Source organism: Acinetobacter portensis, assembly GCF_023158935.1.
GTDB lineage: Bacteria > Pseudomonadota > Gammaproteobacteria > Pseudomonadales > Moraxellaceae > Acinetobacter > Acinetobacter faecalis.
Genome location: NZ_CP096120.1, coordinates 2,457,292 through 2,480,590, shown reverse-complemented (window position 1 = coordinate 2,480,590; position 23,299 = coordinate 2,457,292). Strand labels below are relative to the sequence as shown.

13 protein-coding genes, 6 pseudogenes and 1 other annotated feature are annotated in these 23,299 nt (G+C 40.3%); of the genes and pseudogenes, 7 read left to right on the top strand and 12 right to left on the bottom strand.

Features of this window, described 5'->3' with window-relative positions; genetic code table 11:
• Positions 1–12: 12 nt before the first annotated feature.
• Positions 13–1,230: pseudogene (locus MZO21_RS12345) on the bottom strand (ISNCY family transposase); the annotation flags it as partial.
• Between the two features lie 147 nt (positions 1,231–1,377).
• The gene (locus MZO21_RS12340) at positions 1,378–2,703 is read right to left on the bottom strand and encodes an ISNCY family transposase (protein ID WP_248129642.1); all 1,326 of its coding nucleotides are present in this window, start codon (positions 2,701–2,703) and stop codon (positions 1,378–1,380) included.
• A gap of 820 nt (positions 2,704–3,523) precedes the next feature.
• Between MZO21_RS12340 and MZO21_RS12335 the strand changes: the two are divergent.
• From MZO21_RS12335 to MZO21_RS12310, 6 genes and pseudogenes are all read left to right on the top strand, one after another.
• Positions 3,524–4,573 (top strand): annotated as a pseudogene (locus MZO21_RS12335) (IS3 family transposase).
• Positions 3,799–3,915 (top strand) — a sequence feature (AL1L pseudoknot). (Overlaps the previous pseudogene by 117 nt.)
• A 40-nt stretch (positions 4,574–4,613) precedes the next feature.
• Positions 4,614–4,793: pseudogene (locus MZO21_RS12330) on the top strand (IS3 family transposase); the annotation flags it as partial.
• Between the two features lie 55 nt (positions 4,794–4,848).
• Entirely contained in the window at positions 4,849–5,730 is an 882-nt protein-coding gene (locus MZO21_RS12325; protein ID WP_348983681.1) for a hypothetical protein, read from the top strand.
• A 94-nt stretch (positions 5,731–5,824) separates the two neighbouring features.
• Positions 5,825–7,117 carry a type II toxin-antitoxin system HipA family toxin gene (locus MZO21_RS12320; RefSeq protein ID WP_152873950.1) on the top strand — a complete coding sequence of 431 codons (1,293 nt, stop codon included), beginning with the start codon at positions 5,825–5,827 and terminating at the stop codon, positions 7,115–7,117.
• A complete protein-coding gene (locus MZO21_RS12315; protein WP_053579060.1) occupies positions 7,110–7,388 on the top strand; it encodes a helix-turn-helix domain-containing protein in 279 nt (92 codons plus the stop codon). Before MZO21_RS12320 ends, MZO21_RS12315 begins: the two co-directional genes overlap by 8 nt.
• 184 nt (positions 7,389–7,572) lie before the next feature.
• Positions 7,573–10,920 (top strand): DEAD/DEAH box helicase, encoded by a 3,348-nt coding sequence (locus tag MZO21_RS12310; RefSeq protein WP_248104106.1) that lies wholly within the window; start codon positions 7,573–7,575, stop codon positions 10,918–10,920.
• A gap of 17 nt (positions 10,921–10,937) precedes the next feature.
• On the opposite strand, the gene MZO21_RS12305 is transcribed toward MZO21_RS12310, so the two are convergent.
• The 4 genes and pseudogenes from MZO21_RS12305 to MZO21_RS12290 all read right to left on the bottom strand — a co-directional run.
• Complete coding sequence (locus MZO21_RS12305) at positions 10,938–12,227, bottom strand: type II toxin-antitoxin system HipA family toxin (protein WP_248104109.1); 1,290 nt, start codon at positions 12,225–12,227, stop codon at positions 10,938–10,940.
• A complete protein-coding gene (locus tag MZO21_RS12300) occupies positions 12,224–12,532 on the bottom strand; it encodes a helix-turn-helix transcriptional regulator (protein WP_017397672.1) in 309 nt (102 codons plus the stop codon). The genes MZO21_RS12305 and MZO21_RS12300 overlap by 4 nt, the downstream gene beginning before the upstream one ends.
• 462 nt (positions 12,533–12,994) lie before the next feature.
• Positions 12,995–14,160, bottom strand: a protein-coding gene (locus MZO21_RS12295) for an IS3-like element ISAba21 family transposase (protein ID WP_085940850.1) whose coding sequence is annotated in 2 segments (ribosomal slippage) — positions 12,995–13,902 and positions 13,902–14,160 — 1,167 coding nt in all. Because the reading frame shifts where the segments join, the coding sequence is not laid out codon by codon here.
• Positions 14,161–14,225: 65 nt separating this feature from the next.
• Positions 14,226–14,492 (bottom strand): annotated as a pseudogene (locus MZO21_RS12290) (IS1595 family transposase); the annotation flags it as partial.
• A gap of 81 nt (positions 14,493–14,573) precedes the next feature.
• On the opposite strand from MZO21_RS12290, the gene MZO21_RS12280 reads away from it, so the two are divergent.
• The gene (locus tag MZO21_RS12280; protein WP_282441547.1) at positions 14,574–17,867 is read left to right on the top strand and encodes a bifunctional diguanylate cyclase/phosphodiesterase; all 3,294 of its coding nucleotides are present in this window, start codon (positions 14,574–14,576) and stop codon (positions 17,865–17,867) included.
• Positions 17,868–18,060: 193 nt separating this feature from the next.
• Here MZO21_RS12280 and MZO21_RS12275 read toward each other — a convergent pair.
• From MZO21_RS12275 to MZO21_RS12250, 6 genes and pseudogenes are all read right to left on the bottom strand, one after another.
• Positions 18,061–18,624, bottom strand: a pseudogene (locus tag MZO21_RS12275) (IS256-like element ISAba26 family transposase); the annotation flags it as partial.
• 125 nt (positions 18,625–18,749) lie between these two features.
• Positions 18,750–20,396, bottom strand: coding sequence for an IS66 family transposase (tnpC, locus tag MZO21_RS12270; RefSeq protein ID WP_248102544.1), 1,647 nt, complete (start codon positions 20,394–20,396; stop codon positions 18,750–18,752).
• A gap of 74 nt (positions 20,397–20,470) precedes the next feature.
• Complete coding sequence (gene tnpB / locus MZO21_RS12265; RefSeq protein WP_157797526.1) at positions 20,471–20,806, bottom strand: IS66 family insertion sequence element accessory protein TnpB; 336 nt, start codon at positions 20,804–20,806, stop codon at positions 20,471–20,473.
• The gene (locus MZO21_RS12260; RefSeq protein WP_248102547.1) at positions 20,803–21,207 is read right to left on the bottom strand and encodes an IS66 family insertion sequence element accessory protein TnpB; all 405 of its coding nucleotides are present in this window, start codon (positions 21,205–21,207) and stop codon (positions 20,803–20,805) included. Before MZO21_RS12260 ends, tnpB begins: the two co-directional genes overlap by 4 nt.
• A 72-nt stretch (positions 21,208–21,279) precedes the next feature.
• Positions 21,280–22,638: an NAD(P)-binding domain-containing protein gene (locus tag MZO21_RS12255; RefSeq protein ID WP_248102550.1), complete on the bottom strand. Its 1,359-nt coding sequence runs from the start codon at positions 22,636–22,638 to the stop codon at positions 21,280–21,282.
• A 319-nt stretch (positions 22,639–22,957) separates the two neighbouring features.
• A pseudogene (locus MZO21_RS12250) lies at positions 22,958–23,278 on the bottom strand (IS30 family transposase); the annotation flags it as partial.
• Positions 23,279–23,299: the final 21 nt, after the last annotated feature.

Sequence of the window (23,299 nt, the reverse complement as noted above, 5' to 3'; positions counted from 1 at the left end):
AGCACATATCACTTCATGTTGTTGCTGGATATGCGCCAGGACTGAACCTAACCGTTTATTCTCAACAATCTCATTTTGCTGCAGCCCAGCCAATTTATTGAAGATGCTGTAGTTGAGCTTTCGTCCTTCATGCATGAGGGCCACAGTGCCATCCGGATACTCCAGAAATGAAACGTATTGCCCAGCAAGCTTATGATTCAGCTCTGTCGGTTCAAGCAGATAAATACATTTGTCATAGGTAATCGTCAGGTTCTTGGTGACCTTACGCGGTTCCTGCCAGGTAAAAATATCATCCAGTTCAAGATCAGATTCGGTTAATGGTCGATGCAGGTTCTTTGAGTTTCGCGCACATTTGGCGAACTTCTGATTGAACTGCTCAATAAAGCAGGGCAACCAGGCATTTGCTTCTGCAATCGAACAGATGCCTTCCAGGCGCATCTCCTTGATCAAACGGTCCTGAAGGGTTCTATTCGCTCGCTCTACGCGACCTTTGGCCTGGGGTGAATTGGCGAAGATAATATCAATGTTTAACTCATTCAGAATCCGCCCAAATTGCGTGATCTGGCTGTCTTGCCTGGATTTCTGGTTGACTCTAAATACCGAGTGTTTATCGCTATAAAAGGCCAAGGGCTTGCCGTATTGCTCAATGTAGGCTCGGGTTGAAAGCATATAGTCAAAGGTCGTTTCAGCCTCACAAAAGCGTAGATGCAACAGCTTGCCGGTAGCATCATCGATATAAACCAGCAAACAGCATTTGGTGGCTCTTCCTTCAAACCAGTCATGATATGAGCCATCAATCTGGATCAGCTCACCGAAGCAATCACGGTTATAGCGTGGCTGGTATGGGCGTTTTAGACGTTTGGATCGCGGAATCCAAAGGTCATTTGCAGTCATCCAGCGCCGAACCGTTTCTACCGGGATATTCAGGTCAAACATGCTGCTGAGCTTCTCATGCGCCAAGGTAGGTCCAAAGCCCAGCAGATGTTCAGAAATAATGGAAAGACATTGCGATTTTAATAAATCGTCATGGCGATGATGGCCCGGTTGACCACGACTGGCATGCGTCATGCCTGAAACACCATCTTGATTGAGCTTCTGCAATAACCGGGTAATTTGACGGGTGGAAAGATTCAGGATTTCAGCAGCACGGACTTGGGTAATACGATGATCTCGAACGTCTTGCAGAACTGCAAGACGTTGAATTTCTTTGTCAGACATAGTGATCAGCATCTATATTTTATATCCAGTCCATGGTGATAAAAACCATCATAAACCAGACATTTTTATTGGTGAGAATATAGACACTTTAAATGGGTTCTAACAAAAACTGTTATTCCCAAGTAGAAATGTCCTACCTAATAACCAAATAGAAATGTCCTATACAGGACTTTCCAAGTCAAGCACAGGATTCAGATTTCGTTCTTTGATTGCTGTTTTCTGTGCACGTCTACGTGGCATCTTTTGAGAACGATTACGTTTGTTTTGCTGTTCCAATTCTTCATGCTGTTGCTGGATATGAGCCAAGACTGAACCCAAACGTTTATTCTCAACGATCTCTCGCTGGTTGAGCTGACTTAACTTATCGAAGATGCTGTAATTGATCTTCCGACCTTGATGCTCAATCGCTACCGTACCATCAGGGTATTCCAGAAATTCAAGATATTTACCGATTAGCCTCTGATTTTCCTCTGTATTCTCCAGGAGATATACGCATTTATCATAAGTAATGGTCAAGCTATTCGTGACTCTACGGGGTTCACGCCAGGTAAAAACATCATCTAATTCCTCAGCTGTTTCAGTGACAGTCCGGTGTAGATCCTTGGGATTAAAAGCCATCTTGGCAAATTTACGATTAAACTGCTCGATAAAGTAGGGTAACCACTTATTCGCATCTGCAATCGAATTGATACCCTCCAGGCGCATTTCCTTGATCAGACGGTCCTGAAGGGTTCTGTTGGCACGTTCTACGCGACCTTTGGCCTGGGGTGAGTTAGCGAAGATGATATCGATATTGAGGGTACTGAGTACGCGTCCAAACTGGGTAATCTTGCTGTCTTTCTTGCTGCTTTGATTCACCCTAAAGACTGAATGTTTGTCGCTGTAAAACGCTAAAGGCTTACCATGCTGTTCAACATACAAGCGTGTCGAAATCATATAGTCAAAGGCTGATTCTGATTCACAGAAGCGTAAATGCTGCAATTTGCCTGTGGCATCATCGATAAAGACTAGCAGACAGCATTTAGCGGCTCTTCCTTCAAACCAGTCATGGTGTGAGCCATCGATTTGTACCAGTTCACCATAACAATCTCGGTTATATCGAGGCTGATATGGGCGTTTCAGGCGCTTGGAGCGAGGAATCCATAAATCGGCTGCAATCATCCAGCAACGCAGGGTTTCCACTGAAAGATCGAATCCATGAACGGTAGTGAGCTTTTCATGCGCTAAAGTGGGTCCGAAACCATGGAGTTGATCCGAAACAATATTGAGGCACTTGAGTCTGAGTTCTTCAGGAAGTTTGCAGTTGCTGGTTTGGCCACGACCAGCATGGGCTAATGCAGCTGGGCCTTGAGCTTTGTATTTCTGCAGTAAGCGTCTGATCTGACGTTCTGAAATATGAAGTAGCTGAGCAGCCTGGGATTGAGTTATGCGTTGATCGCAGATTTCCTGCAAGACCGACAATCGTTTAAGTTCTTTATCCGACATAGACACCAACATATCAAACCGTCCGCTTCAATAATCGCAAAAGTGCATATTCTAAAAGCGGACATTTTTACTTTGGAGAAACCGGACATTTCTATTTTGGGCTTACAACCATAAATAAAGAAAAGAGCTGGAATCTCACCTATAAGAGTACTTAAGTCATGTATCCAACTTTCTGCCATCCAAAGAGAGAACCAAGTCCATAGGCAGGCAAATAAGATTGCTATAACAAATTTTTGACGTACAGAAATATAAAACCAAGATTTTGACTTTTGATTATTTTTTACGTTTACTTCAGTAGGAGGCATTGTAGTAGGCACACTTTTTGTCAGAGCTTTTTTATTTTAGAAATATCAAGCCTAGTCTCAGATTTTTGACCTTAACTCTAAAAAATACATGAATATTTAAATATTTTTGGAGTTAATAAGTGAACATAAATTATACATTAAAATATTAGATTTATCTCATAAATTTAAAATATGGTCTTTTTCAACATAATTATTGAGTTTCGCTAAAATTAACATAATACACCTTATACGAAATATTTTGTAAAAACCATTTAAAAACAATATCTTATAAATGTAAAAACAGCCTGAGCAGTCACGCTCAGGCTGTTTTAGTGATTTTTTATGTTCCACGATCAAAAAACAATCAATGTTCCACGGTTTTGTTTAGCTTTGGCGAATAATCAATGGATGCCATTGAAGCCTTTTAGGTCTTCCGTTTTCTCAAAAATGAAGTCTCTACGATCCAGGATTAGGCAGTTTTTATTGTGAACCGTACCGGGTTTGTCGGAGAGTCAATATTCTGAGAGACTATTCCGATGAAAAAACCAAACTATACCCCCGAAATTAGAGAAAGAGCGGTTCAATTACTAATTGAATCTGAAAAAGATTATCCATCGAATTGGGCAGCAGTTTCCGCAATTGCTCCTAAAATTGGCTGTACTCCTGAAACACTACGTGTTTGGTATCAAAAATACTTAGATCAACAAAATCCAGCCAAAGTACAACAGGTATCTGACCAAGAAAAAATGAAGCAAATGGAACGTGAAATTAAAGAATTAAAACGTGCCAATGAAATTCTACGTAAAGCAGCCGCTTTTTTCGCCCAGGCGGAGCTCGACCGCCCACACAAATAATGGTGGATTTTATCCATAACAATAAAGATCGATATGGTGTTGAAGCGATTTGTAGAATTTTACCGATTGCAGCTTCGACCTATTATAGGGCTTTAGATCTCGTTGATAACCCAGAACATCGAGCAAATCAAACGTATTTGGAAAGAAAGTTCAGGTCGATATGGTGTACGTAAAGTTTGGCAACAATTGAAACGTGAGGGTTATGTTATTGCACGTTGTACAGTTGCTCGATTGATGCAAAAGCTAGATATACAAGGTGTTTGGCGTGGTAAGAACAAACAAACTACCCGCAGCCGAGATGATCAAAAACGGGCAAGTGATTTAGTGAAACGGAATTTTAGTGCTGATCGACCTGACCCTTGCGAAGCAGTGCTTCTCAGGTCAGTGACTTTACGTATATTCAAACCAATTCTGGCTGGGTCTACACCGCATTTATTATTGATGTGTTCTCACGAGCAATTGTTGGATGGAAAGTATCTACACGGATGAATACAGATATGGTGCTCGATGCATTGGAGCAAGCATTGCACGATCGAGGCATGCCAAAGAATGTAATTCATCATTCCGATAGAGGTGTTCAATATCTTTCTATTCGCTATACCAATCGTTTAGAAGCAGCAAATTTACGAGCATCAGTCGGTACAACGGGTGATTCATACGATAATGCTTTGGCTGATTGAGTTTGAAGCAATGTACTATGATAAGATTAATCCGTTAGGTCAGGTGGCCTAACTTAAATAAAAAAGTCTCCGACAAACCCGGTACAGTTCACTTTTGGGGAATACTGAAAAATGAGTTAGTGCATCATTACAACTATCAAACCAGAGAAGAAGCCAAAGCAGATATTATAAAATACATTGAGTTATTTTATAATCATCGAAGAATTCAAAAGGGTTTGGGTTTTAAGACACCAAATCAAATGGCCGAAGACTTTTATAAGTTGGCTGCCTAGAATCTCCCAAGGGAAAGTCTCCTGATAATTCAGCGTATATCATTTAGATGCAGGCCTGCATAGTGAAGGGCAGTTTGTAAAAGCTCTTGATGAGTTTTCAAAACAAAATGGCTTAATGGGGAAAGCCACACATTGGATTAAAAATATTGGTTCTTTAAGTACAGAGGTGGCAGAGGTAAAAGCTGAAGTGACACTTCTACAAGGACAAGTGAATTCCAGTATTTTGTCTAGCATTACTAAACTGGCTCAGCAGGGGAAACCTATTTTACTGTTACTTGATGAGATTCAGGCTTTAGCTAGTTCAAAATATAAAACCACGATTGCCAGTTTACGTACCGCTTTAGATATGCATAAAGAAACAATAAAGGTGATTTTTACTGGTTCAAGTCGAGAAGGCCTGAGACAAATGTTTTCTGTGAGTAGTGCTCCATTTTTTCATTATGGACAGAATTTACCTTTTGCAAATCTAACAAAAGCATTTACAGATTATCTGGCAGATGTATTTAATCAGACAACAGGACGTAGTTTGAATAAAGAAATTTTATGGCACGCTTTTTTAGATATGAAGCAAAGTCCTCAACTAGCAAGATCATTAGTGGAGCGTTTAGCCTTAAACCCAATGCTGGCTATAGATTTTGCCAAGGAACAGCTTATAGCCGATACAATGGGGCATCGTGACTTTTCGGGATTATGGGGAGAGTTTAAGTTATTAGAACAGCTAATTTTAAAAGCCATAGCGGAATCACAAGTTGAACTTTATAGTAGTCAATTTAGACAACATCTGGCTGATTCCATTGGTGTAGATAACATTGCGGTATCAAGTATTCAATCGGCCCTACGTTCTTTATCAAAAAAACAAATTATTTTTAAACCAGAAAATGGTACTTATGAAATCGAGGATGCTCTTTTTAAAGAATGGATTATGGATGAAGCATAATTTTGAAAACTCACTTGGATAAAAATAATACTTTACTACTATAATAAGTATATAATAGGCAAAACTGCCTATACTTTACTATTTAAATAGAATTATGAATGATTTTTGCTCTGTCCAAATATTTCTGAATAATCAATGGATCGATTGTGCCACTATTGAAGTAATAGGTGAAAAAGCTAAAGGTTGGAAAGCTAGCTGCGGAACATATTATTCAATGGATTATGCAATTGAACATATGGGGTTACGAGATGGTCATGCTGTTTCAAACCATTATCCGATTAATTTAGAAAGCAATATTGAGCCTACGTGGCCAGCTTTTCTAATTGATCTATTACCTCAAGGATATGGTCGAAAAGAACTATTAAAAAAACTTGGTCGCCCTGAGTATGAAGAAGAGTCGGCAGATTGGTCATTGCTTAAAGTAGGAGCGAGCAACCCTATTGGTAACTTAAGAATAAAAGAAGCTCATGAATGGCTTTTAACTCAACAGTCAGATCAGTTAGTACAAGGATTTTCAATACAGGAAATTATCGAACGTAGTGAAGAGTTTCTTGAGTCATTATCATCTTTTGGACTATTTATCTCTGGATCATCGGGTGTTCAAGGTGAGTGGCCAAAACTATTACTCACACAAGGTCATGATGAGTTATTTTATCTTGATCATACGTTACCTGATGAAATGGCTAAACAGCACTGGTTGGTTAAATTTAGCCGAGGAACGGATCAACGTCTAAACAAAATTTTGAATCAAGAACCCTTATATATGCAAATAGCAGCATATTTAGGATTGCGAGTGTTTAGACCTCTAGAATTACATGGAAGAACTTTATTTATTCCACGTTTTGATCGGCAAGTGGTTGATAACCGTGTTGAAAGAATAGCCCAAGAAAGTTTAGCTTCTTTTAGTGGAAAAGCGGGCTTCGGAGTAAAAATGTCTCATAACGAAGTCTGCAAAATTATCATGAATTATTGTACGGATCCAGAAACAGAAATTCTTGAATATGTAAAAAGAGATTTAGCCAATATCGCTTTAGGAAATAAAGATAATCATACCCGTAATACGGCATTTCAAAGGCTTAACAATGGCGATATTCAATTAACGCCTTTATTTGATTTTGCCCCTATGTGGCTACATCCTGATGGAATCGCGAGATCTACTCGATGGGAAAAAGACGATAACAACTGGGCTTCAATTGCTCATCAAATTGTAGAATGCAGTTCTTTAACCATAGAACAAATAAAATCTGTATTTTCTGAACAATTACCTTTGTATCAAGGGCTTTTAACCCATATGAAATCTATCGGGATAGATGATGAAATTCTAGAAAATTGTGCATATCGCATTGAAGGTATTTGCGCACAATTAAAGGAGATTTGTTATGGATAAACGTTTTATTCCACTCTCTCAAATAGAGCAAATTAGAAAAAGACAATATGTCTTAGAAATGATTCAGCTTAATCCAGACTGGCCGATACATGTCATTGCAAAATTCATTAGAACAGAGCTGCATCTGACATTACATGAAATGTCCAAGATCACTAAAATTTCGCTTCAGACTTTACAGAAGCTCGAGCGATCAGATGCAAATCCAACCTTAGAAACAATGCTAAAACTTTTAACCCCATTTGGTTTAAAATTAACTGTCGTGAAGAAATGAGAACTTTCTATCAGGATATTTTCGACCTCAATGATCTGTTTAACTTCTCTGATTTGATTGTCTTTACTCACAATATTCCTATTGAGTGAGTCGAATCTGTGCTCAGGTTGAGCAGTTCGGCTACTATTCTGAAATGACAGCTTTGTCCGTTATAATTGTATAAACATTTTGGTGTCTGGTAATTATGTCCTTATTGATCAATTTTCTATCTCGCTTTAGTACTGCAACTCTTCAGCGCAGTCTGAGCTATGCTAAACACATTGATAGGGAAACAATTGAGTTCTTTGAGGAAAATGATGATGTCACGATGTATGCTCAAATTGAAGGGACAGATTATTACGATACCGCGATTACCTATAATCTTAAAAAAGACCGTTTAATCGATGATGACTGCACTTGTCCAGTTGGATATAACTGTAAACATGCTGCTGCTTTAGCGCGGTTATTCTTTCAAGAATATCGTCAGGAATTTCAACAGCGTTATGCTGAATCTCAATCTCCGCAGGGAATCGCAAAACGCCGATGGGGGGATGATCAGGCGCAGCGCTGGTTGAATGATTTTAAACGGTATTTACAACAGACTGAACCAGAGCAATCTGTCAAAACAAACAATTATTTAATTTACCTGCTAGATCAGTCGGTCAGCTTAAAGAAATTGACAGTTGATGTTCAGAAGGCCAGACGCAATAAAAACGGCTCAATTGCGGGGGAAAGTTATTATACCCAATATGAAAATATCACCAGAAAGCATCTGACTTTACCTGAACAAAAACGACAATTATTTAACCAGATTTATTATTATGCCAAAATAAACAGTGACGAACGATTTTATCAAAGCAATCTTGATATCTCCGGAATTTTATTGGAGCATTTCAAATCTTTTATTCAAAGTGGCGATGTGTACTGGCAAAAAAAGAGCCATACTGCACTTCAATGGTCAGAACAAGGCTATCACATCGAACTGATCTGGCAACAAGGTGTAAACAAACAGACAGAGCATTTAAACATTGAATTGGTCAATGGTGATATTCGACTCGATTTGAAATCAAATCCACATATTCAGATTCTCGCGAGTCATCCACCATGTTATGTGGATATTCAACAGAACACGGTGGGCCAGTTATATGGTGAATATACGGCAAATCTTCTGTACCATTTTTTACAGATGCCTGATCTTCCATCTATGCTCTTGCCAGAGTTTGAGAAACTGACTCATCAATATTCAGACGTGAAAAATCTGCCTCAGCCCGAGTCTATTCAGCATATTGATGTCCTTGAGGGTAGTCCCCAGCCAATTTTACGCTTCGGTGTTTTAGATAAATTTGATTGGAAATGGGAAGAGTCTGTTTGTGCTGAAATTGAATTCTCCTATGCAGGTGGAAGAATAAAAGCAGGTACATCAGGCGACAGTTTTATTGGTGAGCAGCATGACAAAATGGTACGACAGCTTCGGGACTTAGTTCAGGAACAACAGTCAATCCAACGTTTACAGCTATTGGTCGAATCACTGAAGTGGGTGAAAGATCTTAGTTATGACCATCAATTAAAACTGAATAAACAACGTCTTGATTCTATGGTTTTTGCTTTCTATGGAGATTGGATCAAACAGCTGATGCCCATCAATCAAATTGAGTTGATGGGCTGGCAGATAGAGCATCTGAATAACAGCCCCTTTAATCTGCAATATGTTGAAAATTTAAATATTTCTATCACTGAATCTGAAGGTCAGCAGGACTGGTTCAATATCGGGGCGACGGTTCAAGACAGTGCAGGCAATTCTTATAATTTGCTTGATGCGCTCGTAGCTTTGGTGCGAGTAAATCCTGATTTACTTGATCCGCGGACGTTTATTCATCTGCATGACAGTCAAATTTTCACCGTGAAAACTGCAGTTGATCAACCTGATTTGGCTCTATCCGCTAGGGATATTAAGCCGGTATTGTTACATCTGCAGAGCATTTTACAGCAAGAAGAGCGCAGTATTGATCGCTATGATGCGAGTCAATTATTAGAATTACAGCATAATCTTGGGATGACATGGCAGGTCAGTGATCGCCTGCAGCAATTTGTACAGAAATTCAAACAAGGCTATCAGCAACAACTGCCGACACCACAAGGTTTTCAGGGGGAGTTGCGTCCATACCAGCAGCAGGGCTTAGGCTGGTTACAGTTTTTAAGGGAAACCCAGCATGGCGGGATTCTGGCAGATGATATGGGCTTGGGGAAAACAGCACAAACTTTAGCCCATTTACTCATGGAAAAGCAGGCTGGATATTTGCAGGACAGTCCCGCCTTAATTGTTGCACCCACATCGCTGATGCATAACTGGTTCAAAGAAGCGGAGAAATTTACCCCTGAGCTCAAGGTATTGCTGCTACAGGGGCCCGACCGCCATCAGAATTTTGAGCAGATTCCGCACTATGATATTGTGTTAACCACCTATCCGCTTCTAGCGAGAGATGAAGAACAACTAAAGCAATATGAATATCATCAACTCATTTTGGATGAGGCGCAGAATATCAAAAATCCGCGTGCCAAAGCTGCACAGGTAGTACGCCAATTAAAAGCACGACATCGTTTGTGTCTAACAGGTACCCCGATGGAAAATCATTTGGGTGAACTGTGGGCACTATTTTATTTCCTGATGCCAGGATTTTTATATTCACAAGAAATTTTTAATAAAAAGTACCGTCATCCGATTGAAAAACGCGGTGATCAGCAGTTAAGGCAAAAGCTGGTCAACCGGATTAAGCCCTTCATTTTACGTCGCTTGAAAACTGACGTAGCCAAAGAATTGCCAGAAAAAACTACGATTGAAGTCAATATTGATATGAATGACCAGCAATCCAAGTTATATGAGGCTGTTCGTGCCACGATGCAGGAAAATATTCAGAAAATTGTGGCAGAAAAAGGCTTTAAACGTAGTCAAATTCAAATTTTAGATGCCTTACTGAAGCTACGTCAGGTGTGCTGCCATCCTAGCTTACTAAAGCTGGATTCAGTGAAAACCGGGCAGGCACACTCTGCCAAACTTGAACAGTTGATGGATATGGTCGTTCCAATGGTGGAGGAGGGGCGAAAAATTCTGATCTTCTCTCAGTTTACCTCAATGTTGGAACTGATTGAGCAACAGCTCCATCACGCAGAAATTGGCTATGTGAAGCTGACTGGAAAGACCAAAAAGCGAGATGAAGTCATTACAGCATTTCAGTCTGGACAAGTGCCGGTATTTTTAATCAGTCTGAAAGCAGGAGGGGTCGGTCTGAATTTAACCGCCGCAGATACAGTCATTCACTATGATCCATGGTGGAACCCTGCTGCTGAAGATCAAGCTTCAGATCGTGCATGGCGGATTGGACAGGACAAGCCAGTATTTGTGTATAAGCTGATTACCAATAAAAGCATAGAAGAAAAAATTCTTGCCTTACAGCAAAATAAAGCAGAACTGGCACAGTCTATTCTAAGTACCGATCATGAGGGCGAAGCGAAACTGACGGAAAATGACGTGATGAACTTGTTTGAGAAATTTTAGTTTGGTTTCAGATTACCCTAATCATCTGTAAGTATCTGAAAGTCTGGATGCAATTTTTTCCAATGTGCTCTTAATTTTTCTTTATGAGCGGAAATCATAGGTAAGTCTAGTAATAGCACTGGCCATACTGACCGTGCTTTGTCCATGATCGCGTGAAGTTGTTTTTCAATAACACGCCATGGAACGCCGACTTTTTCTGCCCATTGCTTAAAATGCTTCATCTCAGCTAGATACCAATCTTTATTTTTGGCAAGATTTAATGCGAAATGACGCTCATTTTCAATATATACACTGGTCATTAATATATCGTATGCGGGAGATAATCTTGGGATTCTTTTATCGTGATAAATCATACTCCAGTTCTTTAAGTGTGCATCTCCATTGGCGAGTAAAATATTTATGAGTAAACGGCTAGCAAATTGCTGAATATCAAAAATTTTGTTATCTGAAAATTGATAAATGATCTTTCCTATCTGCTCATAATTTGTGGTGCTGTATTTCTGATGTGGATATGCGCCGAAGATCTGAGCAAAATCTTCGATGTGAATAAGCTCTGTAGTATCAGCAGTACTCTGTCTATCAAATCTTTTGATTGCGAAAGCATATTGCTCTTGGGGTAAATTTAATGGTGGAAGGTCTTGTAAAAGGGCCATATCCACCAAGCGAATCTCAGGGACATCTATTCCGACCGTTTTGGCAAGGGTCATCATAGAATATTCATTTAGCGGAACAAAAGCATGTCTGGAAGAAGGAGTTTTGATAATCCAGTCCCCGAGTAGAGTCGTTTCCGTTGCCTGTGCTAGTGTAAAACGCCCATCTTTGGCTTTCATGGAAAACTTCATTTGGACGCCGGCCAAGGAAAACTTATTATCTGTTCGAATCTCTTGCTTTAAAATTTGATCTGGATTCGAGATCTGCAGTTTGAATTTTATTTCATCTGGAATTTCTTCTGGATCTAATGGAGTCGCAATGAGTGCTCCAGGTAAATCATGACCTAAATCTGCCAATAACTGAAATTCATTGTCTATATGTACTTTGAGGCTTTGTGCAATCAGTTCACGTAATGCCCCTTCTGGTAGCAAGTTTGATAGCAAGGGGTGTAAGCGCTGATGTGTAACATAGGTCTTTTCTAAAATTTTATCCGCTTGAGGATACAAGGGGGAAGTCAGCAGGCTCAAGGTCGGACGTTGCTGATCAAAGCGGAAAGAATCTGTAAAAACCAGAATATTTTTTCCACTCTGAAATCCTGCCAAGTATCCAACGACAGCGTGATGTAATGTTAATTTCAGGACGGCAACAGTATTCATGGTTCCTCTCCTCCGAGAAGACCCTTCCATGGGTTAGTCATTAAGTTATCCTGATCTTCAATAGTGACTTTAATTTCATCATTCAATAATTGTCTAATCAAATGAACCTTATCATCAGGGATGAGCATCAGTTGAGCATTTAATCCTGCCGCGATAATTTCTAAGGTCTCTAATCGAGGGTTACCCTGACTTTCCAGCTTTTGGTATTGCTGTCTTGAAATGCCTGTACGGGATTGCATATCAACTTGCTTTAAGCCTAATTGGGTTCGTCTTTTTTTGATTTGCTGAAGTAAAGACTTATTCATTGTAGATACATTTATTGCTTTTAGGTCATATAAGAAACATATTAGTTTCTTTTTTTTTGAAAAGCAATTTATGAATTTATCATTTCGATCTATAAAAGCCTTAGCTACGTAGTGATCTGAAATCACTCTGAAAATACAGTTAAAATACGCGGTTCAATTTACCTTAATCTCCTTACGTAATTGGCAGCCAGATCTGAACTGTTGGCAACTCTCTGGCAAAATTCCCTGGCAGCCCTGCATTTAACTGCCTAGCGCCTAAATAATAACAAACCCGCCGTGCAGTTAGTATAGAGTAAGTAAAGGAATGGTTGACTGTGATCATGAAAATAGCATATCAAGCTGGAGGGAAACTAGACGGCTAAGTATAGTAATATCAATAGTTTTAATACTTTAGAAACATTAACCGTCGGTTCAGAACACTGATATGTGCTGAATTAGCAGGAGACTTTCACTTGGGATATGCTAGGCAGCTAACCGATAAAAGTTCTCTGCTATTTGATTTGGCGTTTTAAAATCCAAACTCTTTTGAATTCTTCGCTGATTATAAAATAACACAATGTATTTTGTAATATCTGCTTTAGCTTCATCTCTGGTTTTATAGTTGCAATGATGCACTAATTCATTCTTGAGTATGCCCCAGAAACTTTCAATCGGTGCATTATCGTAACAGTCCCCACGTTTGCTCATTGAACCTTGAAAATCACATTTTTCCAGTATCTTTCGATATTCATGGCTGCAATATTGGCTGCCTCTGTCCGAATGAACAATTAAGCCTTTCGTTGGTTTTTGATTACGAATCGCCATAGTCAGTGCATTGCAAACAAGTTGTGCGGTCATACGCTCATTTAAGCTATAGCCAACCACTTGTTTCGTGTACAGGTCTTTTACTGCTGCCAAGTATAACCAACCTTCAGCAGTCCAAATGTATGTAATATCGCTTGACCATGCAAGATTGGGCTTAGTCATTGAAAACTGTTGCTCTAGTAAATTTGCGTAGATCGCTCGATTATGATCACTCTTCGTAGTTCTTTTGAAACGCTTATGACGCTTACAATACAGCTGGTTGAGCTTTTTTATTTGACGTACAGCATACGTACTGATTTTGATACCTTGCGCTTGTAAATGTTTAGTTAATCGAATATAGCCATAGCTTTGTTTAGTTTCCTCATGAGCTATTTTGACCAAAATTGTCTGTTGATTTCGCTGAACCAATCTTTTATTCATGCCTCGTTTTAGCCAATCATAAAATCGTGACACTGAAACGTGAAGTAATCTAGCCATAAAGCTAATCGGGAATAAATGTCTTTGCTGTTTCATATAGGCGTACCTTACTGACTTTCTTTCGCAAAGTACGCTGCTGCCTTTTTTAGAAATTCACGTTCCATTTCAGCTGTTTTGAGCTGTTGTTTGAGCTTTTTATTTTCTTCGAGTAAGGCATTTAGATCAGGTGAATATTGTTTAGTGCCTGCTAAGGTGCCAGTCTTTGCTTTATTATTCCAATTTGAAAGAGTTTGCATTGAAATGCCAAGTTGTCTGGCTGTTTCCGATACATTGCCTTGATTGGCTTCAATCAATTTTATTGCTTCAACTTTAAATTCTGCGGTGTAAGTCTTCTGTTTCTTGCTCATGGTAAACTCCTGATGAGTGTCTATAGTTTACCAAGTTAAAACCTCCTGTTTTCTCAGCACACATCACCTCGACCTCGCTTCAATTTCCCATGAAAACCACGTTGTCTTTTTGCTCCAAAATAGCTCTCATCAACTTCAATAGAACCTACAAACTTTGCTCTTAAATCTGTTTGATGATCGTAGATTGCTTCTCTAAAAAGCATGTACCAATAGTTGATGGTATTACGGTTCAAGTTAAGCAATAAGGCTGTTTTAGAAGCAGGAATATCAATGCAAAAGCACTGAATAATTTTTTTAATCTTATAGTGACTTAATTTACTGTTTTCTATCATGATTCTAGACTAATATATCTATTCTGCTAGTCTAGAGCCTTGATAATAATCGATTAAGCAGCAAATTATTGGAGTAACGTTTTGAACGCACCTGAATTCCCTGTTGATGAAGCTGCTCGTTTACTTGCATTACAGCGAACTAATTTGCTGGATACGCCAGCAGAGAAGCGCTTTGACCGCATTACAAGATTAGCAGCGTCTGTATTTAAAGTGCCAATATGCCTTATCTCTTTGGTGGATAGTGACCGGCAATGGTTTAAATCTAAAGTGGGTCTTGACGCTTGTGAAACAGGCCGTGATATCTCATTTTGTGGCCATGCGATATTGCATGAGGATATTTTAATTGTTTCAGATGCAACAAAAGATGAGCGCTTTTCGTCAAATCCTTTAGTAACCCACGCGCCGCATATTCGTTTTTATGCGGGTGCACCGCTGCGAGAGACAAGTGGGCAACTCATCGGCACTCTATGTCTCATTGACTCCGTGGCCAGAGACTTTTCAGCAAAAGAGCAGCAAGAACTGCGCGAATTTGCAGACATGGTTGAGTATGAAATTGCCAAAGAAGATCAAGCTCGACTTCAAGAGCAGTTTTTAAAAGGCATGGCAAAAACAACCTCAATACTGGCAACACTGCCTGATATGGTATTTGTTATTGACCGAAACTTTCGTTTTTTGGTTTGCAAAGAGCATCCTGACTTACTTAAACCTCAACAAGCGATTTTGGGGCGTACCGTTCATGAGATACTACCCAATGAGCTAGGTCATCAACTCGTAGAGTGCCTCAAGCAAGCCTTTTGTAACAACGATGTGATTCATCATAACTACACGTTTGAAAAGTCAAATCAATCGTTCGAAGCCCGATACAAAAAGATTGATGATAATGAAGTATTAGTGGTCATTCGTAATACCTCTGCACAAGTTGAAGCGCAGTCAGAAATAAGACGCCTTTCTGAAGTTGCAAGGCAGACAACCAATGGTGTGGTAATAACTGATGTCAAAGGTCGAATTATATGGATTAATGAAGCCTTCTCCTTTCTTACAGGATATAGCATTGAAGAAATGCAGGGTAAAAAGCCTGGGGAGTTATTACAAAGGCCCGACACTGATCCTGCCACTGTTGCAATAATGAGAGATGCGCTTGCTCAACAGAACGGCTTTAATGTTGATGTTGTAAATTATTCAAAAGCGCAAAATTCCTACTGGGTGAGAATAGCTTGTAACCCTCTGTTTAGTGAAAGTGGTAGTTTGAGCGGCTATATTGCAATTGAAACAGATATTACAAAAGAGAAACAGGATGAAGAGCTCATAAGGAACAGTCAGAATTTACTTAAGGCCGTAATAGACGCTAACAATATAGGCACATGGCATTTTAATATTCAAACAGGCGAGTTGATTATCAATGATGAATGGGCCGCATTACTGGGTTACACACTTTCTGAGTTATTACCGGGAAACAGATACACGTGGGAAAGGCTAACGCATCCTGATGACCTGGCTTATTGTGCAACTATTCTTGAAAAGCACATGTCAGGCCTAATACCCATATATGAAGCCAATCTTCGTATGAAACACAAAAATGGTGAATGGAAATGGATAAACACCAGAGGGCGTATTTCTTCAAGGACATATGATGGCAAAGCTCTATGGTTATTGGGTACACACTTTGATATCAATGACCAAATAATTGCAGAAAAAGCGCTTAGTGATAAGTCAAGGCAGATGGAAGCTGTTGTTGAAGGGTTGCTTGATGGCATTATTACTATTGATGGTCGTGGTAAAATTCTGACATTTAACCAAGCCGCACAGGAAATCTTCGGCTATACGGAAGATGAAACGCTTGGCAAAAATATTAGCATGTTGATGGGGTCACCTCATCGAGAGCATCACGATAGCTACTTATCAAATTATATAGAACGTGGTGTCAGTGACATTACTGGGCGTATTCGTGAGCTTGAGGCCTTGCGCAAAGATGGTTCTATGTTTCCAATCGAGCTTGGTGTAGTTGAAGTTCAAATGGCTGGTGAAGTTAACTTTATCGGTGTTGTCAGGGATATCACTGAGCGTAAACAACGTGAAAATGAAATTCACAAGTTAGCATTTTATGACCCATTAACATTGCTACCTAATCGACGTCTGTTGTTGGACAGATTGACGGGAGCTATAAATCATAGCGTTCGTACAAGGAACTTCTCAGCATTATTTTTTCTTGATTTAGATAACTTTAAAAACCTTAATGATAGTGCTGGTCATAATAAAGGTGATTTGCTGTTGTGTCAGGTCGCTGAGCGTCTTGTCAACTCAGTGAGACAAGGTGATACCGTAGCGCGTTTAGGCGGCGATGAGTTTGTTATTATTGCATCAGATTTAAGTCATGAACCAACATTAGCAGCGAACCAGGCTGAGAGACTTGCACAAAAAATCGTGAGTAATTTAACAAGGGAATATAATCTTGACGGTCTAACTTACAATAGTTCGGCAAGCATTGGTGTAACACTTTTTAACAGTGAAAATCTGTCAAAAGAAGATTTGTTAAAGCAAGCTGATATGGCTATGTACAAGGCTAAATATGCTGGCCGAAATGGTGTGCAGTTTTTTGACCCGCAAATGCAAGTTGCAGTAAGCTCAAGAGCAGCGATTATTAGCGACTTATACTCTGCAATACAAAGCCAGCAATTTGTACTTTTCTATCAAAAACAGGTCAATCACCTGAAGCAGTGTATTGGTGTTGAGGTATTGTTACGCTGGATACACCCAGAAAAAGGCATGGTGTCGCCACTGCAATTTATCCCATTAGCGGAGGAAACAGGTCTTATTGTACCGATTGGCGAGTGGGTGCTAGAGGAAGCTTGCTCCACTCTGGCAAAATGGTCTTTAGAATCCGAAAAACAACACCTAAGCATTGCGGTTAACATAAGCGTAGTTCAATTTAGCAAAGATAATTTTGTTCAGACTGTTTTAAATGCATTGAAAACCTCAGGTGCAAATCCACAGTTGCTAAAGCTGGAAATTACGGAAACGTTGCTCGCAAATAACATTCCTGATGTTAAAGCTAAGATGAAAGAGTTGCAGCAGCACGGCGTGACTTTTTCAATCGATGATTTTGGTACAGGCTATTCATCCTTATCCTACTTAAAACAATTGCCTATAAATCAGTTGAAAATTGACCAAGGGTTTGTTCGAGATATTATCAATAGCAGTAATGATAGGGCCATAGCTCAGGCAGTTATAACATTAGCCAACTCAATGGAACTGCAAGTCATAGCTGAGGGTGTTGAAACAGAAGCCCAGCGCGCGTTATTGCAGAGTATGGGGTGTCACACCTATCAAGGCTATTTATACGGAAAACCGTGTCGGATAGAAGAGCTGCATTTTTAAAAGATAATTAGTAAGGTACATTAAGCGGGTTTTAATTTAGTAGTTTATGGGCAATAAAATCCGAAAAGGTAATGTCCGCTATATCAAACAAAGCATACTTTTGAATGAGCACTATGATACGAAGAGAAATTTCCGCAATTCGCTCAAAGCGGTCCAATCGAGCCTGTAAATTATTTTGTGTAAGTTCCATTTTTTATAAATGATCTTTTAATCGATCATCGAAATGAATCGTAAACCAATTCATCGCTAAACGCCAATTTTGGATTGGCATCGTCCATTTTTTAGCAGCGTTTGATGTTGCTAAATAAATGACCTTTTTTACTGAATCATCTGAAGAGAAGATCTTTCTCTTTTTTGTTGAATGGCGGATTACGCTATTCAGTGATTCAATCGCATTCGTCGTATAAATAGCATGACGTATTTCAGCTGGATAGCTAAAGATTGTCCGTATGTTTTCCCAATTTGCTCGCCAGGATTCTCCAATTTTTGGATATTGATGATTCCATTGATCACAAAAGAGTTCTAGGGACTTTAATGCATTTTCTTCTGTACTGGCCTGATAAATTGCTTTTAGTCCAGATGTAACAGCCTTGTAGTCTTTCCAACTTACAAATCTCAAGCTATTACGCACAACATGCACGATACACAGTTGAATATCGGTATGGGGGTAAACAGAGGCTATTGCATCAGGAAAGCCTTTTAGTCCATCTACACACGCAACAAGAATATCTTGTACCCCTCGATTTTTAAGTTCGGTGGCATTGCTGAATAAGTTGATGTTTAAATTCAGCCGTGAAGGTTCGACGGGGCTTTTTTAGCGTTGGTGCAGTGTCTATAACTGTCTTTAAATCGTAAGCGTCCGCTAAACCCCATCGCTATTTTTTAATTCGGTTCAGGTTTCCAGCAGTGTGGCAGTAATTCTTCTATTTGAGTCACTTTATGTGTCGGTAACCTTTTCAGCACATCACTTAAATAAGCATACGGATCCAGTCCATTCAGCTTTGCTGACTGGATTAAAGTCATGATATTGGCAGCTCGTTGACCACTACGCAGCGAGCCCGCAAACAGCCAGTTCTTGCGTCCTAACGCCCAAGGTCGCATTTGGTTCTCGACCCAGTTATTGCAAATAGGTAGATTGCCATCATCCAGATAGCGGCTTAAGGCTGGCCAACGCTTCAGCGTATAATGAATAGCCTTGGCGATTGGAGAACTCGACGGCACCGTCAGATAATGTTGGTTAAGCCATTCATACAGTTGTTGCATCACTGGTTGACTATACTGTTGTCGGTATTCCCGGCGTTGTTCTGCCGTACCATCAATCTTTTTCCTGAGTTCTGCTTCTATAGCATACAGTTTCTGAATCAGCACTAATGCCTGTTCAGCGACCTGACTTTTCTTGGTCACATGTAGTTCATGGAATTTACGACGTGCATGTGCCATGCAGCCCACTTCAATGATCTGACCAGATTTAAAGCGTGCTTTATAACCACTGTAATCATCACAGACCAAATGACCCTGCCAGCCTTTCAGGAAGTCTTCAGCATGCTGGCCAGAACGGCTATCTTGAAAGTCATAGATCACTGCCTGAACTGGATTGTACTGTGTGCTGGCATAGGCCCAGACATAACCTTTTTTGGGCTTTTTCTCATTTTCACCCATCTGCATGACCGTCACCGGTGTTTCATCTGCATGGATCACCTGCTGTTGCAGTACCACCTGTTTTAAGGCATTGGCCAGAGGTTCCAGTTCCACCCCACAGCGGCCAATCCAGTCAGATAAGGTTGATCTGGACAGATCAACACCTGCGCGTAGAAAGATTTGACGTTGACGGTACAGCGGTAAATGATCGGCATATTTCGATACCAGTACATGGCTAAGCAATTCAGGTGAAGCAATGCCTTTATCAATCACATAGGCGGGCATCGCTTGCTGAGTCAGGGTGTCACACTCATCACAGACCCATTTGCCACGCACATGCTGTTCCTTATAGAACTGTGCCGGTCTGAAATTCAGTTTCTCGCTGACATCTTCACCGATACGACGCAAGGTGCAGCCACAGCTGCATTGGGTTGATGCAGGTTCATGCTCAATACGGATGGTGTGTAGATGATCTGGCAGCAGTCGACGTTTAGGTTTGTTGACTGGGGCTTTCTGTGCAGCTGCATTGGTTTTATCTGCATTCAGCCGTTCCAGTTCCAGATCAACCGCTGCGATATCTTCTTCAACCGCCTCATCCCAGAGATGGATTTGTTTTGCGGTGAGATGTTCATTTTTATTGCCGAATTTGTGCTGTTTAAACAGCGCCAGTTCATGCTCGTATTTTTGAGTGAGAATAGAGAGATGTTGGTTGCATGCTTCCAGATGTTGAACTTTGCCATCTAATTGTTGATTGGTGACTTCCAGATGTTGAACTTTGGCATCTAATTGCTGATTTGATTGTGCCAAAGACTGATGCTGCATCGCTAATTGCCGGGTAAATTCCAGCAGTTGCTCATGGGTCAGTTGGTTTAAATCAGGCAGCGTTTTCATGACCGCAGTATGCCTGAGGTCATGAAGAGAATGAAATAGAACGTTTGGAGAATAGCAGAATGTACGAGCCTGGTTTAGAGCATCGTCACCACCTGCTGTCGTCCAATTCTCTGCCAGGGTAAACCCTGGATCAGTGCCTGCAACTGCTCTGGGCTGAGGGCTACATTTTCACCCTGGTGAACTTTAGCCCAGTGGAATTTTCCCTGTTCCAGCCGCCGGGCACACAGCCAGATGCCCAATCCATCATGCACCAGCACTTTCATGCGATGGCCACGCTTATTACAGAACAGGTAGGCGCAATGCGGTTTGATCGAGCCAAAGGCTCTCAGCACCTGAGCCATGGCAGTATCCATACCCGCACGCATGTCCATCGGCTGGGTAGAGAGCCAGATTTCATCGATATGGATCATGTTGCAAGTGCCTTGAGTAATTCTGCTAAAGCAGATATTTCTGATACTTGCCATTTCAAGTCAATTTCTGCTTTTGAGTGGGGTAAAGTAATTTGAACCGTTAACATGTCAGTAGGAGTAGGATCTAATGGTGCAGAGCAAGATAAGGCAATAAATGCAGGTTTATTCGGTAGTGGTGAGCGATCATTCCCTGGCTTAGCATCAATTAAGCGAATCCATTTGGATACAAGATTTGTATTCAATCCATGTTGCAAAGCGACCGAAGCAATTGAAACGTTCGGTGCTTTAAGGCAAAGGATTTCTTTCTTTGCTTCGAGAGGTTCATGTTCATCAGGGTTGTTACGTCGTAAAGGCTGTACGGCCTTATTTGTCTCGGAGAGTGGTGGCAGTCCAAACAACAAACCCCATGACCATAACTTATGGGGCTTGTTGGCTATTTTGCTGCGTATTGTGTGGCTTTTTGTGATTAAGCCTTACATCGCTCCACGCTGCGCTTCATCTTCCAAATAGCTTTCTAAAGAATCATCTAGCGCATATAACCATGGCGTGTGATGTGGCTTAGCCATTTTTCCAGTCATTACTGAGCGATAGACTTTATCTCTAAAGCCCATAATGTTTTCTTTTTTATGCTTTTTCCATTGCATGAAAATATCATGCACTGCATCAATATTGAATGATGGATAGTCCGTCTGCGCAATCAGGCGTTTGATGTAATCGCCTTGGAAGCGGGCAGATTGTTCATCGTTCAATAGGCGCTGCTCTTTTTCATGTAAGGTCTGCGTATGGCTCTGCATTTCTGCCGTGCTTGGTAAAGTAATTTTGCCCAAAATCACATCACGGACAAACCATGCTTGCGCATCGAACATATTGAAGGTGTACCATTGATCTTGCATGCCCAAGTAGAACAAGCGAGGATTCTTTTCCCACACCACACCCTGATATAAACCCTGCGGATAAAGGCAGTTATGTGTTCTGAGGCGTAGGTTATCTTCAATAAATGGGAAGTGGTGCAAATAGCCTGTGCATAAAATAATGGCATCAATTTTGGCAGATGTTCCATCACCAAAATAAGCAGTATTTTCATCTACACGCAGTAATTGTGGCTTTTCAGACCAGTTTTTAGGCCATTTAAAACCCATGGCTTTACTGCGATAGCAACTGTAAATTTGCTTAGCACCGTATTTATAACATTGTGAACCAATGTCTTCGGCAGAGTAGCTGCTGCCAACCAATAACACAGACTTACCTTTAAATTCCAGCGCATCACGGAAGTCGTGTGCGTGCAAAATGCGACCATGGAATTGATCAAAGCCTTCATAAACAGGAACACGTGGGGTAGAGAAGTGTCCAGATGCAACGACAACATAATCAAATTGTTCTGAATAGTGCTGTTGTTGTGCATAATCTTCGACATCTACCGTGAATTTTTGCGTTGTTTCATCATAGGCAATATGCTGAACGGCACTATTGAAACGGACTAAATCTTTGACCTGTGCTTTTTCTGCACGGCCTTTGATGTAATCCCACAGTACTGCACGTGGCGGATATGAAGCGATTGGTTTTTTGAAATGTTCATCAAAAGTATAATCGGCAAATTCTAGCGCTTCTTTGGGGCCATTTGACCATAAATAGCGGTACATACTGCCGTGGACAGGTTCCCCATGTTCATCTATACCAGTGCGCCAAGTATAGTTCCATAGCCCGCCCCAATCATTTTGTTTTTCGAAACATACAATTTCAGGAACTTGTAGACCTTTGGCCTTTGCTGACTGAAACGCTCTTAATTGGGCCATGCCACTTGGGCCAGCACCAATAATTGCAATTCGATCCATTGCTATCTCCATTAGTTTTGAGTTCTTAATTACCTCTCCAATTTTGAGTGTCACAATTTAGGATTTGAAATATAAGCATTATAAAGATAAGCAAATACAATCCTAAATTGAGCGATTAAAAATCTGTTCAAAATAGGATGTGAATTAAAAAAAAGAAAAAATAATAAAATGTGCTAAAGACAGTAAAAATTACCTAAGCAATTCATCTTTATAAAAAACACATTTTTAAGAAAGCTGATCTTATCATAATTTCTGATTAATTGTGGCTTTGCTTAGTTATAAAAGTGAATTTAAAGTCATTCCATTAATATTGGCGGATTCAAGCGGCAAGTGCAACAGTATAAAAACCAGCCATAACTTCACTAGGCGTATACCAACCTAGTGTTTTTCTAGGACGATGGTTGAGTGCAAATTCTATCTGCTCTATTTGTTCGTTTGACACGTCATCAAACGATGATGATTTTGGCAGATATTGCCGGATTAAACCATTCGTATTTTCATTCCTTGCTCGTTGAATAGACTTGTAAGGATCAGCAAAATACGTATCTATGCCGGCATCAGTGATTCTTTTGTGTTCGGCAAATTCCTTACCATTATCAAAAGTAACACTATAAGCATGGCTCATCCGTAAACGATCTAAGTAAGCGTCCGCTGAGCCCCA

Bases quoted from the DNA above. Each gene is read 5' to 3' on its own strand.
- MZO21_RS12340 (WP_248129642.1), bottom strand. From the start codon at position 2,703: ATGTCGGATAAAGAACTTAAACGATTGTCGGTCTTGCAGGAAATCTGC.
- MZO21_RS12320 (WP_152873950.1), top strand. From the start codon at position 5,825: ATGAATGATTTTTGCTCTGTCCAAATATTTCTGAATAATCAATGGATC.
- MZO21_RS12315 (WP_053579060.1), top strand. From the start codon at position 7,110: ATGGATAAACGTTTTATTCCACTCTCTCAAATAGAGCAAATTAGAAAA.
- MZO21_RS12310 (WP_248104106.1), top strand. From the start codon at position 7,573: ATGTCCTTATTGATCAATTTTCTATCTCGCTTTAGTACTGCAACTCTT.
- MZO21_RS12305 (WP_248104109.1), bottom strand. From the start codon at position 12,227: ATGAATACTGTTGCCGTCCTGAAATTAACATTACATCACGCTGTCGTT.
- MZO21_RS12300 (WP_017397672.1), bottom strand. From the start codon at position 12,532: ATGAATAAGTCTTTACTTCAGCAAATCAAAAAAAGACGAACCCAATTA.
- tnpC (WP_248102544.1), bottom strand. From the start codon at position 20,396: ATGAAAACGCTGCCTGATTTAAACCAACTGACCCATGAGCAACTGCTG.
- tnpB (WP_157797526.1), bottom strand. From the start codon at position 20,806: ATGATCCATATCGATGAAATCTGGCTCTCTACCCAGCCGATGGACATG.
- MZO21_RS12255 (WP_248102550.1), bottom strand. From the start codon at position 22,638: ATGGATCGAATTGCAATTATTGGTGCTGGCCCAAGTGGCATGGCCCAA.